Origin of the sequence: Glaciihabitans sp. dw_435 (genome assembly GCF_018449675.1) — a bacterium.
Taxonomy (GTDB): domain Bacteria; phylum Actinomycetota; class Actinomycetes; order Actinomycetales; family Microbacteriaceae; genus Glaciihabitans.
In genome coordinates, this window is sequence record NZ_JAAVUZ010000001.1 from 260,070 (window position 1) to 273,744 (window position 13,675).

At 66.9% G+C, this 13,675-nt stretch carries 14 protein-coding genes; 8 read left to right on the plus strand and 6 right to left on the minus strand.

Annotated features, from left to right (window positions below):
* The first annotated feature begins 28 nt into the window (after window positions 1-28).
* From HB677_RS01215 to HB677_RS01230, 4 genes are all read left to right on the plus strand, one after another.
* The gene (locus HB677_RS01215; protein ID WP_213813827.1) at window positions 29-1,222 is read left to right on the plus strand and encodes a PIG-L family deacetylase; all 1,194 of its coding nucleotides are present in this window, start codon (window positions 29-31) and stop codon (window positions 1,220-1,222) included.
* Window positions 1,219-1,545, plus strand: a complete 327-nt coding sequence (gene fdxA, locus HB677_RS01220) for a ferredoxin (RefSeq protein ID WP_213813828.1) — start codon at window positions 1,219-1,221, stop codon at window positions 1,543-1,545. Before HB677_RS01215 ends, fdxA begins: the two co-directional genes overlap by 4 nt.
* 9 nt (window positions 1,546-1,554) lie before the next feature.
* Window positions 1,555-2,649: a succinyldiaminopimelate transaminase gene (gene dapC / locus HB677_RS01225; protein ID WP_213813829.1), complete on the plus strand. Its 1,095-nt coding sequence runs from the start codon at window positions 1,555-1,557 to the stop codon at window positions 2,647-2,649.
* 104 nt (window positions 2,650-2,753) lie between these two features.
* The gene (locus HB677_RS01230; protein WP_213813830.1) at window positions 2,754-4,067 is read left to right on the plus strand and encodes a citrate synthase; all 1,314 of its coding nucleotides are present in this window, start codon (window positions 2,754-2,756) and stop codon (window positions 4,065-4,067) included.
* Window positions 4,068-4,091: 24 nt separating this feature from the next.
* Here the strand turns inward: HB677_RS01230 and HB677_RS01235 are convergent, their stop codons facing one another.
* Entirely contained in the window at window positions 4,092-4,583 is a 492-nt protein-coding gene (locus HB677_RS01235; protein WP_213813831.1) for a hypothetical protein, read from the minus strand.
* Window positions 4,584-4,595: 12 nt separating this feature from the next.
* On the minus strand, window positions 4,596-5,540 hold the full coding sequence (dapD, locus tag HB677_RS01240; RefSeq protein WP_213813832.1) for a 2,3,4,5-tetrahydropyridine-2,6-dicarboxylate N-succinyltransferase: 945 nt from the start codon (window positions 5,538-5,540) through the stop codon (window positions 4,596-4,598).
* Between the two features lie 56 nt (window positions 5,541-5,596).
* Between dapD and dapE the strand changes: the two genes are divergently transcribed.
* The 3 genes from dapE (at window position 5,597) to HB677_RS01255 (ending at window position 8,239) form a co-directional block, all read left to right on the plus strand.
* Window positions 5,597-6,694 (plus strand): succinyl-diaminopimelate desuccinylase, encoded by a 1,098-nt coding sequence (dapE, locus tag HB677_RS01245; RefSeq protein ID WP_213813833.1) that lies wholly within the window; start codon window positions 5,597-5,599, stop codon window positions 6,692-6,694.
* On the plus strand, window positions 6,687-7,985 hold the full coding sequence (locus HB677_RS01250; protein ID WP_213813834.1) for a mannosyltransferase family protein: 1,299 nt from the start codon (window positions 6,687-6,689) through the stop codon (window positions 7,983-7,985). The genes dapE and HB677_RS01250 overlap by 8 nt, the downstream gene beginning before the upstream one ends.
* Before the next feature lie 83 nt (window positions 7,986-8,068).
* Entirely contained in the window at window positions 8,069-8,239 is a 171-nt protein-coding gene (locus tag HB677_RS01255; protein ID WP_100363868.1) for a DUF3117 domain-containing protein, read from the plus strand.
* A 144-nt stretch (window positions 8,240-8,383) separates the two neighbouring features.
* Here the strand turns inward: HB677_RS01255 and HB677_RS01260 are convergent, their stop codons facing one another.
* Entirely contained in the window at window positions 8,384-9,016 is a 633-nt protein-coding gene (locus HB677_RS01260; protein ID WP_213813835.1) for a class I SAM-dependent methyltransferase, read from the minus strand.
* 64 nt (window positions 9,017-9,080) lie between these two features.
* On the opposite strand from HB677_RS01260, the gene HB677_RS01265 reads away from it, so the two are divergent.
* Window positions 9,081-9,458, plus strand: a complete 378-nt coding sequence (locus HB677_RS01265) for a sec-independent translocase (RefSeq protein ID WP_213813836.1) — start codon at window positions 9,081-9,083, stop codon at window positions 9,456-9,458.
* A gap of 124 nt (window positions 9,459-9,582) precedes the next feature.
* On the opposite strand, the gene HB677_RS01270 is transcribed toward HB677_RS01265, so the two are convergent.
* From HB677_RS01270 to HB677_RS01280, 3 genes are all read right to left on the minus strand, one after another.
* Window positions 9,583-11,133 (minus strand): succinic semialdehyde dehydrogenase, encoded by a 1,551-nt coding sequence (locus HB677_RS01270; RefSeq protein WP_213813837.1) that lies wholly within the window; start codon window positions 11,131-11,133, stop codon window positions 9,583-9,585.
* 98 nt (window positions 11,134-11,231) lie between these two features.
* Entirely contained in the window at window positions 11,232-12,170 is a 939-nt protein-coding gene (locus HB677_RS01275; protein ID WP_213813838.1) for a LysR family transcriptional regulator, read from the minus strand.
* A 314-nt stretch (window positions 12,171-12,484) separates the two neighbouring features.
* Window positions 12,485-13,555, minus strand: coding sequence for a P-loop NTPase (locus HB677_RS01280; RefSeq protein ID WP_213814135.1), 1,071 nt, complete (start codon window positions 13,553-13,555; stop codon window positions 12,485-12,487).
* Between the last annotated feature and the right edge of the window lie 120 nt (window positions 13,556-13,675).

The following is a 13,675-nucleotide window of genomic DNA, read 5'->3' on the forward strand; positions in this document are numbered from 1 at the left end:
TCCAATAGCTAATTCACCGAAGGACTTTATGAGCGAGCAAGAGCGGGTGCTGTTCGTGCACGCCCACCCCGACGACGAATCCATCACCACGGGAGGCACGCTCGCGACCCTGGTGGATCGCGGCGCGCGGGTGACGGTGCTCACCTGCACGCGGGGTGAGCGCGGCGAGGTCATTCCCGCCGACCTGCAGTTCCTCCTCGACGACATGGACGCGCTCGCCGCCCATCGCGAGACCGAGTTGTCCGCCGCCATGGGCATCCTCGGCGTCACCGATCACCGCTTCCTCGGTTCCGACAACGCGCGGTGGCCAGAGCGCGAACCGCGGCGATACCTCGACTCCGGAATGGTGTGGGGGGCGGATGGCGCGGAAGCCGTCGATACCCTCGACCCGCGCTGCCTCGCGGCCGCCGATTTCGGCGAGGTCTCTGCCGACATCGCCGCGGTCATCTCCGAGTTGGACCCCGATGTTGTCGTGAGCTACAACGCCCGCGGTGGATACGGACACCCCGACCACATTCGCGCGGCAGAAGCGGCCCGCCGCGCGTCCGACGTCTACGGCGTCCCCTTCTTTGCCATCGAGCCGGATGACCTCGTCTCCGTCGCGACCTCCAGCCTCAGCGTCGACGTCAGCGCGGAACTCGATCGCAAGCGGCTGGCGCTTGCCGCCCACCGCACGCAGGTGGACATCCTTCCCGGTGGCGTCGAATTCGCGCTCTCCAACGGCATCGCCCAGCCGATCGACACGGTGGAGCGCTTCCGTCGCGTGCACCCCGATCGTCCCGCGGGCACCACGCCGTTCTCCCAGCAGAGCCTTCCGGTGAAGCTCATCACTTCGCTTCTCACGTTCGTCATCGGGTTGTGTATTGGCGCCATGCTCACGGTCATCCACCAACTTGCAGTGCCGATCGGGACCGTCGCCGTACCCGTTGGCCTCATCGCGGGACTGGTGATTGTCGCCGCCTTCGTGACCGGGCTGCGCCTCGTGTTCGGCACGAGAACTCTCGCCGGTGCCGCGGCCCTCGGCATCATGGTGGCGGTCGCGGTGCTCTCGATCCGCAGCACCGGGGGATCGGTTCTCGTGCCCGAGTCCCTTCAGGGCCTCATCTGGAGCTTCGGCCCCACCCTCATCGCGCTGCTTGTGGTCGGCTGGCCGCAGGTTCCCAGCCGCGCCCGCGATAAGATTGCTGTCTCCACCGAAGTGAAAGGATCACTGCACAAGTGACCTACGTAATCGCCCTCCCGTGTGTCGATGTCAAGGACCGTGCGTGCATCGACGAATGCCCCGTCGACTGCATCTACGAGGGTGACCGCTCGCTCTATATCCACCCCGACGAGTGTGTTGACTGTGGCGCCTGTGAACCGGTGTGCCCGGTCGAGGCGATCTACTACGAGGACGACCTTCCCGACCAGTGGGCCGAGTACTACAAGGCGAACGTCGAGTTCTTCGACGACCTCGGTTCTCCCGGCGGAGCGGCAAAGGTCGGTGTCATCCACAAGGATCACCCGGTCATCTCCGTGCTGCCGCCCCAGGCCGCCGCTCACTAGCCCGCGTCGATGGCTCTGACGCTTCCCGATTTTCCCTGGGACACCCTCGAACCCCTGAAGAAGAAGGCGCAGTCCTTCCCCGGTGGAATCATCGATCTCTCGGTCGGTTCCCCGGTCGATCCCACCCCGGAGCACATTCGCCGGGCGCTCGCCGAGGCCACCGACGCACACGCCTACCCGCTGACCGCGGGAAGCGTCGAGCTGCGTGAGGCCATCGTTGCCTGGTACGCCCGTCGCCGCGGCGTCTCCGATCTCTCGGTGGCAAACGTTCTGCCGTCCATCGGTTCGAAGGAACTCATCGCCTGGCTGCCGCTCATGCTCGGACTCGGCGAGGGCGACCTGGTGGTGCAGCCCACCGTTGCCTACCCGACGTACGCGATCGGTGCTGCCATCGCCGGAGCGACCGTGCTGGCATCGGATGACCCGGCCGAATGGCCCGCGAACACCAAACTCATCTGGCTGAACTCACCCGGTAACCCCGACGGACGCGTTCTCGGTATCGAGGGCCTGCGCGCCGCCGTGGTGCGCGCGAGGGAACTCGGCGCCGTCATCGCGAACGACGAGTGCTACGCCGAACTGAACTGGGACGGCGACGAGCCCACCCCGTCGATCCTCGACCCCCGCGTCCTGGGCGGCTCCCGGGATCACGTGCTGTCCGTCTACTCGCTGAGCAAGCAGTCGAACCTCGCCGGCTACCGCGCGGGCTTCGTCGCCGGGTGCAGCGACATCATCGCCGAACTGCTCGCCGTGCGGAAGCACGCGGGACTCATGCCGCCCGCTCCCGTGCAGGCCGCCATGGTTGCTGCCCTCGGCGAGGACGAGAGCGTTGCTGCCCAGCGGGAGGTATACCGCTCCCGTCGCGATCGCCTCAAGGCGGCGCTCGAGGCCTACGGCTTCCGCGTCGATCACAGCGAGGCGGGGCTGTACCTCTGGGTCACGCGCGGAGACGACGCGTGGAAGGCAACCGCCGAGCTCGCCGACCTCGGAATCCTCGTCACCCCCGGCACCTTCTACGGCGACGGATCGCACCAGCACGTGCGCGTGGCGCTCACCACCACGGACGCAAACATCGACGCCGCGGTGGCCCGACTGGCGGCGGCGTAAGCGGCGGCTCGGGCCATCCGCCCCGCTTGGGCACACCCTCCAACGAAAAGAACTAATTGTTGGCGGATGCGACGGCAGCGGTTAACGGCGTTTAGGCTGTAGGCGTGAACGACGCTGCAGACGCTAACGCCGAGAAGGCTATCCTCCAGTTCCGCGGCGTTACCGCCGAGTTCCCGATCATTCAGTCGGTCGATGGGCGGGACGCGATCGACATGTCGACCCTGACCAAGCAGACCGGGCTCACGGCGCTCGACTACGGGTTTGTCAACACCGCAGCGACGAAGAGCGCGATCACCTACATCGACGGCGATGAAGGAATTCTGCGCTACCGCGGCTACTCGATCGAAGAAGTCGCCGAGAATTCGACGTACCTCGAGACGGCCTGGCTGCTCATCTACGGGGAGATCCCGACAGCGGAGGAGCTGGCGGAGTTTGACGCCCGCGTGCGCCGGCACACCCTGATCCACGAGGACCTGCGCCGGTTCTTCGACGCACTCCCGCACAACGCCCACCCGATGTCGGTGCTCTCGAGCGCGGTATCGGCGCTGTCGACGTACTACGAGGACGAGCTCGACGTGCACGACGCCGAGAAGGTGGAGATGTCGATCGTGCGGCTTCTGGCGAAGCTGCCGGTCATCGCCGCATACGCGCACAAGAAGAGCCTCGGCCAGGCGTTCCTGTACCCGGACAACTCGCTGAGCTTCGTCGATAACTTCTTGAAGCTCAACTTCGGCACCATGGCCGAGCCGTACGTGGTGAATCCCATCGTGAGCAAGGCGCTCGAGCGACTGCTCATCCTGCACGAAGACCACGAGCAGAACGCGTCGACGTCGACCGTGCGCCTGGTTGGCTCCACGGAGGCGAACATCTTTGCCTCGATCTCCGCGGGTATCAATGCGCTGTACGGTCCGCTGCACGGTGGTGCCAACGAGGCTGTGCTCAAGATGCTGCAGGAGATCAAGGATTCCGGCGAGAGCGTCGAGAAGTTCGTCGAGCGGGTCAAGAACAAGGAAGAGGGCGTGCGCCTGATGGGCTTCGGCCACCGGGTGTACAAGAACTTCGACCCCCGCGCGAAGCTCGTGAAGGAGAGCGCCGACGAGGTGCTCGAAGCGCTGGGCGTGCAGGATGACCTCCTCGACATCGCGAAGGAACTGGAAGCCGTCGCCCTCGCGGACGAGTACTTCATCAGCCGCAAGCTCTACCCCAACGTCGACTTCTACACGGGAGTCATCTACAAGGCGATGGGATTTCCGCCGCGCATGTTCACGGTGCTGTTCGCGATCGGCCGCCTGCCGGGCTGGATCGCGCACTGGCGTGAGATGAACGCGGACTCGTCCACGCGCATCGGACGCCCGCAGCAGGTCTACACGGGCTCGCCCGAGCGCCCCTGGCCGGTCTCGGCGCCCAGCGAGGGCTGACCCGGCGGCTGTCGCACCGTTCTGTTAGCTGCGGAGCTCTCCGAACGCCTGCACCGTGAGGCGCAGCCCCGTGACGTCGACGGTGACCGTGTCCGTCTGGGTGGTCACGCACGCCAGCTTGAGCGTGAGCTCCGGCAGCCGGAAACGTCCGACGTAGGCCACGTGACTGGGGCCTTGGATCACCGTCTGGAAGCTCTGGCTTTGCACGTAGTCGATCACGCCGTTCGGGTCGAGCAGCCCACAGCGCAGGCGGGTCGACTCGCGGCCCGCCGAGAACCGCACGTCCATCCGGTAGCCGAGAAGGTAGGCGCCCCCACCGACCGAGTGGTACACAATCGCGTGCTCGTCTCCGGCGTGGGAGATCCCGGAGAACACCAGGTGGGTCGGATCATCCCCGTCCGCGCCCGCCGCAGATATCGGCGCAGGGGAGGAGGCGCCGAGGCTCACCCCGGCGCCCAGGGCGCACAGTACCGCCGCACCCGCGATCACGGCTGCCACCGATCGTCCCGGGCGCATTGCGCGCTACGGTCAGGCGTGCAGCGCCGCGTTGAGCTCGATGCCCTTACCCGCGCGGTCGAGAACCTCGACGGCGCCGGACACCGAGTTACGGCGGAACAGCAGGTTGGGCTTGCCGCTCAGCTCGACCGCCTTGACGATGTGCTGGGTCGGCGATGTCTTGTCGATGACAACGACCTTGGTGCCTGCCGTGACGTACAGACCGGCCTCGACGACGGTGTCGTCGCCGATCGAGATGCCGATTCCGGAGTTCGCCCCGAGGAGCGCGCGCTCGCCGATGGAGACGCGCTCGGTGCCGCCACCGGAGAGGGTGCCCATGATGGATGCCCCGCCACCGATGTCAGACCCGTTACCGACGACAACGCCCTGGGAGATGCGGCCCTCGACCATCGAGGTGCCGAGGGTCCCCGCGTTGAAGTTGACGAAACCCTCGTGCATGACGGTGGTTCCGGGGGCCAGGTGTGCGCCGAGACGCACGCGTGAGGCATCCGCAATCCGCACCCGTGCGGGGCTGACGTAGTCGAGCAGGCGCGGGAACTTGTCGATGCCGGTCGCAGCGATGCCGGCGCGCTGCAGCGAGGGGCGCAGGCGGGTGAAGTCGTCGGGGTGCACGGGGCCGGCGTTGGTCCACGTGACGATGGGAAGGTGGCCGAAGAGCCCATCGAGATTGATGGTGTTCGGGGCGACCAGCAGGTGGCTCAGCAGGTGCAGGCGCAGGTAGGCGTCCGAGGTGGACGCGGGCGCGCCATCCAGATCGATTTCGATAGTGACGAAGTCGACGCGCACGTTGCGGCGGGCATCGTCCACCGCGAGGTCGCTGAGCTCGGCGGGAGCGATGTACTTGTCCGTGCCGGCGGGAATCGAACCGAGCTTGGGCTCGGGGAACCAGGTGTCGAGAACGGTGCCGTCTCCGGCGATGGTGGCGAGGCCGTAGCCCCAGGCGGCGCGAGAAGTCATGCCCCCAGAGTACAGATCGTGTGTGACAGGAAATGTTGCCCCGATACAATTCTGCAATGCCGGTTTCCGACCTCTCCCTGCCCGTGCTCGACCTGGGCGCAACGTCCATCGATATCACCCGCCAGCTCTGCGACATCGAATCGGTGTCGGGCGATGAGGGCGTCATCGCGGACGCCATCATGGTGAGCCTCGAGAAGGCCACCCACCTGGAGATCATTCGCGACGGCGACACGATCATCGCGCGAACCACCCTCGGGCGCGACAAGCGCGTGGTGATCGCCGGACACATCGATACCGTGCCCATCAACAACAACGTGCCCACCCGCTACGAGACGATCGACGGCGTCGACTACCTCTGGGGCCGGGGCACCGTCGACATGAAGGCCGGCGTCGCCGTGCAGCTCAAGCTCGCCGTCGAGCTCGTCGATCCCACCGTCGACATCACCTGGATCTGGTACGACCACGAAGAGGTGTCCGCCGCCCTCAACGGACTCAAGCGCGTTGCCGACAACTCGCCGGAGCTGCTGGCGGGAGACTTCGCGATCCTGGGGGAGCCGAGCAACTCGCAGGTCGAGGGAGGCTGCAACGGGAACCTCCGCGTCGAGCTGCGCGCGTTTGGCCTTCGTGCCCACTCCGCCCGGTCGTGGATCGGCCACAACGCCATTCACGATCTCGCGCCGATTCTCACCACGCTTGCCGACTACGTGCCGCGCGAGGTCGAGGTCGATGGTCTCGTGTACCGCGAGGGTCTGAACGCCGTCGGAATCTCCGGTGGAGTCGCTGGCAACGTCATCCCCGACGAGGCAATGGTGCACATCAACTACCGTTTCGCTCCGAGCCGCTCCGGCGAGGAGGCCATCGCGCACCTCGCCGAACTCTTCGACGGGTACGAGATGACCGTTGTCGACCTGGCCGAGGGTGCCCGTCCCGGAATGGACGCACCACTGGCGCAGGAATTCCTGAAAGCGGTCGGTGGCGTGGCGAAGCCCAAGTACGGATGGACGGATGTCGCGCGGTTCTCCGCGCTCGGAACCCCCGCCGTCAACTACGGCCCCGGCGACCCGCTGAAGGCACACGCTGACGATGAGCGGGTGGCGCTGGAGCAGATCACGTCCTGCGAGCAGGGACTGCGCGCCTGGCTGACCGGTGCCTAGCGGTTCCGGTACGCCCACCACCTCAGCCCGGGCTGCCACGGTTCGTGCCAGGGCGACCCGGCCCGGGTCATCCCGCGCTCCCGACCGGCCCCCATCGGCGCTCGCGGTCCGCTACCGGGCGACGCCGTGGTGGGTGAAGGTCATCGTGATCTTCGCGGTCTCCCGCGTCGTGACGACCACGATCATGCTGGACTTCGCCGCGGCGCAGGCCCAAAACGCGTGGACATCGTCGCATCCCGACTACTTTGCGTTCGCCTCGCTGTGGGACTCACACTGGTACTACATCGTCAGTGTGACGGGCTACCCCAGCACCCTTCCGCTGACCGACGACGGACACATTGCCGAGAACGCCTGGGCGTTCCTGCCGGCGTATCCCTGGTTCGTCAACGTGATGCAGCACCTTCTGGGGCTGCCCTACGCGCAGGTATCGGTGTTCGTCTCCGGTGGATTCGCGCTTGGCTCCGCGCTGATGCTGTACCGCGTGCTCGCGCTGAAGCTGCCCGGCGAGACCGCGATGTTCTCGGTCGTACTCTTCTGCTTCGCGCCGTTGTCACCGTTGCTGCAGGTGGGGTATGCCGAGTCGATGCAGGTGTTCTTCCTGACGCTCGCGCTGTACCTGTTGCTGCGGCGCAAGTACTGGGTGATGGTTCCGGTCATAGCGGTGCTCTGCTTCACCAGGCCGAGCGGATTGGCCCTTGCCCTCGCGCTCGGCCTGCACATCATCTACCGCTGGGTGGTGCGGGCTCGCGACCCCTTCCCGGTGCGTGAGCGCGTGGCATCCGTCACCGCAGCGTTGTTCAGCGCCATCGCCGGGTTTGCCTGGGTGTGGGTCGCGGCCGCCGCCACCGGCAATCCCTCGGCGTACACCGCCACCGAGCTCGCGTGGCGATCCGCGTACATCGGATACGGCGATCTCCTGCCGCTCACTCCCTGGATTCAGGGCGCCAACTGGTGGATGGCAATGGCGAAGTGGCCCGTCTGGTGGGGACCGACCCTGCTCGCGATCGCCGTCGTCGGATTTGCCGCGTTCATGTTCACGCCGATCGTGCGTCGCCTCGGTGTCGACCTGCGATTCTGGGTCGCGAGCTACGTGCTGTATCTGCTCGCGGTGTTCTTCCCGCAGTCGAGCACGTTCCGGCTGTTGATTCCGGTCTTCCCGCTGCTCGGGGCGATCGCGCAGCCCCGGTCCGTTCTGTACAGAATCGGAATTGTCCTGTTGTTCATCGCGGGCCAGATCGGCTGGATTTACATTGCCTGGTGGGTCGACGGATACGACTGGACTCCGCCGTAAAGATGCAACCGTCGGCAGTGCGTTATTTGAGACGCGAGAAATAGACGATAATAGATATGTACCTAAACGAAAGGGGACCCCTCATGGCAGCCATGAAACCGCGGACCGGAGACGGCCCAATGGAGGCTGTCAAGGAAGGTCGCCTCATTATCGTGCGCGTCCCGCTTGAGGGTGGTGGCCGTCTGGTCGTCTCCGTCAACGACGCCGAGGCCAAGGAACTTCACGACGCACTCGCCGGAGTCGTCCAGGCATAACTGCCTCCTCGTCCGGCGCGCAGCATTAGCTTCGCGCCAGATGACACCGTGCTCGGTGGAACGGGATTCATCCCGTCCCCCCGGGCATGACGAGGTTAACGGGCATTGTGCGGCAGGTGGCCGGGCCGAAGCCCGGCGACCCGACTACTCCGCGATCTTGGTCAGCTGAAGAAGGCCGTCGCCCGCCAGGGACAGCGAGCTCAGCACCGCGCTGGAACCGGCGATCTCCCGCAGCAGTGTGCGGAAGTCAGCGACCGTGTCGTCCCGCTGTGCGGGGTCGGCAACGCGTCCGCGCCACAGCGCGTGGGCGACCAGTACCGATCCGCCCGGACGGGCAAGGCGCAGCCCGTGCTCGACGTACTCGATGACGGAGTGTGCGTCGGCGTCTACGAAAACTATGTCGTAGCTCGACTCGTTCATGCGGGGGAGAACCTCGAGTGCGCGGCCGGTGATCAGCCGCGTGCGATTGGCGGGAATGCCGGCATCGCCGAACGCCTTACGCGCCGTCTGCTGGTACTCCAGCTCGATGTCGATGGTGGTGAGAGTGGCCTCACGGGCGCCGGTGAGCAACCACAGGCCACTGACCCCGAGTCCCGTTCCGATTTCGATGATCGTCTGGGCGTTCATGGCGGCGGCGACGACGGCCATCTGCGCACCGACGGCGGGGGAAATGGGCTCTACGCCCTGCTCCAGCGAGTGCTGGCGCGCCTGAACGATCTCCGGGCTCTCGATAACGAACTCTTCGGCGAACTTCCAGCTCAAATCTTTGTCTGACACGTATTACTCCTCTTGGCCCTTCAGCCTAGGGCGAGGACTCATCAGGAACGGCTATTCTGAGCGAGTGTTTGGGTTGACGTTCGACAAGCTTCTCGTGATCGGGGTGATCGCGGTCTTTGTCGTCGGTCCCGAACGCCTTCCGAAGTACGCGGCGCAGCTCTCCCGTCTCGTCCGCTCGCTGCGCGATCTGGCCAACGGCGCCAAGGATCGCATGCGCGAAGAGATGGGACCGGACTTCGACGAGGTCGACTGGAAGAAGCTCGATCCGCGCCAGTATGACCCGCGACGGATCATCCGCGAGGCCCTGCTGGATGACCCGGATACGGCCGCTCCCGTCGTCAAACCCGTGTCTGCCGTGCCGGCGCCCGAGGGCGCGTACGCGCAAAGCCAGCGGTTCAAGCGTGAGGGCAAGCCCGCGCCCTGGGACTCCGAAGCAACCTAGCTGCCCGATTTCGCCACATTCGGAACTTCCGGCCACGCGGCGACAGTTTCTCCTCATGTGGGCGAATTGCGGCCGGTATTCCGCATCTAGGATTACGCGGTGGCGTGGGCGGGTACGCGGGGCGTCAGCGGCGGCGCGCGAGGCGCAGCGCTACGAGCAGCGCGACCATGATGCCGCTCATCCGCGCGAACTCGGGGCCGGTGCGCGGGAGGGTCAGCAGCCCGGTTGAACTCGCCACCGTGCGCGACTCCACGAAGCGCAGCAGACCCTCCGGCCCGTTGCGCCGGCCGAGTCCCGACTTCTTCATCCCACCCATCGGGGCGTCAACGCTCGAGAAGGTGGCGCGGTATCCCTCGTTGATGTTGACGCTGCCGGCGTCGATGCGGTCGGCGACGCGGCGTCCGCGGGCGACCGAGCCGGTGAACACCGAGGCATTGAGCCCGAACTCCGAGGAGTTGGCCGCCAGTACCGCCTGCTGTTCCGTGTCGACGACCGTGATCACCACGACGGGGCCGAAGGTTTCGTGGGCGAAGCACTCCATGTCGGCGGTCACGTCGGTGAGCACCGTCGGCTCGAAGAAGAACGGGCCGAGGTCCGGACGTGCCCGGCCGCCGACGAGAACGCGCGCGCCCTTCGCGACCGCGTCGTCGACGTGGGACTGGACGCGCGCCAGCTGGGCGGCAGACGTGAGGGAACCGACATCCGTCGTCCAGTCAAACGCCGGTCCGGCTTTCAGGGCCCCGACCCGCTCGACGAACGCTCCGATGAAGGCGTCGGCGACGGCCCGCTGCACGTAGATGCGCTCGATCGATACGCAGAGCTGCCCCATCGAGGAGAAGCACGAGTAGACCGCGTTGGCGGCGGCGGACGCCGGGTTCACGTCATCCAGCACGAGAAGCGGGTTCTTTCCGCCGAGTTCGAGGGAGACGCCGGTGAGGCTGGACGCGGCACGCTCCGCAACGCGGGTGCCGGTGGCGGTGGATCCCGTGAAGCACACGTAGTCCGTGGCATCCACCACCGCGTTCCCGATCTCGTCACCGTCGCCCGCGACCACGGCCCAGAGGTCGGGCGGCAACCCCGCGTCGATGAATGCCCTGCGCGCGGCCAGAATGCTCAGAGCACCCTGGTTGTCGGCTTTCTGCACCACCGCGTTGCCCGCCGCCAGCGCCGGCACGATGTCCATGAGGGCGAGACTGACGGGGTAATTCCACGGGGTGATCACGCCGACCACTCCCTTGGGGCGGAACCCCACCCGCGTGCGCACGACGAGCGGGATGCCCGCGCGCCGGGAATGGGTGCGGAGAACGGATGTCGCGGACACCGCGTAGTACCTCGTGACCGACGCGCCCTGGAAGACCTCCTCGAAGGCTTGCCCGCGGGTCTTGCCCGTTTCCGTCTGCAGGGCGTCCAGCACCCGTTCACGGCCGGCGAGGAGCCGGTCATGGGCACGGAGGAGTACGGCCCGGCGTGCGGCGGGCCCCGAGCGACGCCAGTCCCGCTGGGCGGAGCGTGCGGCGGCCGTGGCATCCGTCACATCCCTCGCACTGCTCAGGGGCAGGTTGTGCAGCACCTCCCCGGTGAAGGGAGCGAGCACGGGCACCGATGTGGTGCCGGACGCGCGAAGATCACGGACGAGAAGTGCCGCATCATTGCGGCCGAGCGGGGAGCCGGTCATGGGCACACGCTACCGGGTGGAGGTCCGCACGGCCACGGTCTGGTGCTGGTGGCAGTGCGCGTCTGACGTGGGCGTGATCGCGGGCCTTGGCTGGTGGCTCAGGCCTGCAGCGCCTCGTAGGCCTTCTGCAGGCGGGCGGCCTCGGCGCGGAGTGCCTCGACCACCAGCCGTACAGACGGACGTTCGGCGCGGTCCGGCCGCATGAGCGCGGAGATCTGGCGCACCGCGCGCACACCGGTGAGTGGGCGCGTGATCAGGCCGTTCTCGTGGTCGCGGGTGGTGAAGCGCGGAAGAATCGCGATACCGTGCCCGGCGGCGACCACGGCCTCGACGATGCCGTTGTCGAGGAAGCGCTGTCCGACGCGGGCGGGAACGCCGTTAATCGTCTGGATCTGCCGCAGGATGCGGTCGTAGGGGAAGCCGACCGGCGCACCGACCCAAAGTTCGTCGACGAGGTCCTTCGGCGAGAGCGTGGCCTTGTCGCCGAGCGGATGTCCCTCCGGCAGGGCCACATCGAGGGGCTCGCGCATGAGGGGGACCACGGCGAGGCCACGCTCCCGCCACGAGGGGAGGATGCCGGGGGAGTCGGCCAACACGATGTCGAAGTCGGGGGTGAGGTCGGCGAAGTCGGGAGTGAGGTCCGGTGGCAGCAGGGGATCCTGGTCGGTGCAGGTGAGCGTGAGGCCGGGAACGTCGGCGATCGCGCTCAGCAGCCCCGGCAGCAGCATCTGCCCGCCGGTGGGGAAAGTGGTGAGGGTGACCTCGCCGCGGGGTGCCTGTTTGAAGTCGTCCCAGAGAGCCTCTGCACGCTCCAGTGCCACGGCCACGTCGGTGGCCGTCTGGGCGAGCACGCGTCCTGCGCCGGTGAGCTGGATGCCCCGGCCCGACCGTTCGGTGAGCGCGATTCCCGCCTCGCGCTCGAGCACCTTCAGCTGCTGTGAAACCGCTGATGCGGTGCGGTTTGTGGCCTTCGCCACCGCCGTTACACTTCCGCGTTCGGCCAGCTCGCGGAGCAGTTCAAGTCGCCTCACGTCCATGTAGCAACTCTACATAGTTACCCAAGAAAGATGTGATTGTGCTTACCAATAAAGAGGAGTGAAATGATCATGAACTTAACAAGGAGAACACCATGATCGTCGCACTCACCGTCCTCGCCATCGCCGGCGTTGCAGCCACCGTTGCAGCCCTCGTCGCTGTCGGCAACGACGGATACCACCGCATCCCCACGCGCAACTTCTAGTCGCGCAGGGCGTACGCCCACCCCGCGGCAGCAGCACGCCCCGCGCCCTCACTGAGACCCCCACACCGTGGCGGTCTCTTTGTCGTTAAGGCGGAAAACGTGAAGCGTCGGTCAGGTGACCGAGAAGCCGAGCTTTCGGCCCGCGAGCCCACGTCCGCGTGCTGCGAGATCGCGCGCCACAGAGATGATCGCGGCGGCGGCCGGGTCATCCGGGTCAGTGAGCACAATCGGGGCGCCCGTGTCGCCCCCGGCGCGCAGCGGCACGCTCAGGGGGATCGAGACGAGCAGGGGAACCGTCTCCTCCGGCGTCGACAGGCGGGCAGCGGTGTCGATGCCGCCGCCGCTGCCGAACAGCTCGAGGATGCTGCCATCGGGCTGCGCGAGACCTGCCATGTTCTCGATGACACCGATGACCTTCTGCCCCGTCTGCCGGGCAACGAGGCCACTGCGCTCGGCAACGTCCGCGGCCGCCGGCTGCGGGGTGGTGACGACCAGCACCTCCGCCTGCGGCAGCAGCTGTCCGATGGAGATGGCGACGTCGCCGGTGCCGGGCGGCAGGTCGAGCAGGAGAATGTCGAGGTCGCCGAAGTACACGTCGGTGAGGAACTGCTGGATGGTGCGGTGCAGCATGGGCCCGCGCCAGGACACGGCGGTCGAGCCATCCACAAACATGCCAATGGAGATGACCTTCACGTCGTGCGCGACCGGCGGCAGGATCATGTCGTTGACCTGGGTCGGCTTGGCGCCCGCGAGTCCCAGCAGCCCGGGGATCGAGAAGCCGAAGACGTCCGCGTCCACGACGCCGACGCGCAGGCCCGTCGCGGCGAGGGCGACGGCGAGGTTGGCGGTGACGGTGGACTTGCCGACCCCGCCCTTGCCGCTGGTGATGGCATAGATGCGGGTGAGCGAGTCCGGGCCGAACTGCAGGGTCTTCGCCCGCCCGCCGCGCAGCTTCGCGGTCAGCGCCTCGCGTTCCTCGCGGGTCATGACCGTGACGTTTACGTGGGTCGATTCGACACCCGGGACAGCGGATGTCGCGGAGTACACGTCACGCTCGATGGTGGTTGCCGCGGGGCATCCCACGATCGTCAGCTTTACCGTGACGGAAGCGGCTCCGTCGACAACGGAGATGTCGCCCACCATGTCGAGCTCGGTGATGGGTTTGCGGATCTCCGGGTCCATGACGCGGGAGAGGGCACCGAGCACGAGCGATTCCGTGGGTGTCGGCGTGCTGTTGGCGTTCACCCTGCCGCGGGATCCGTTTCGGCGACGAGGGGCGACGCGGTCGTGGCATCCGGACCC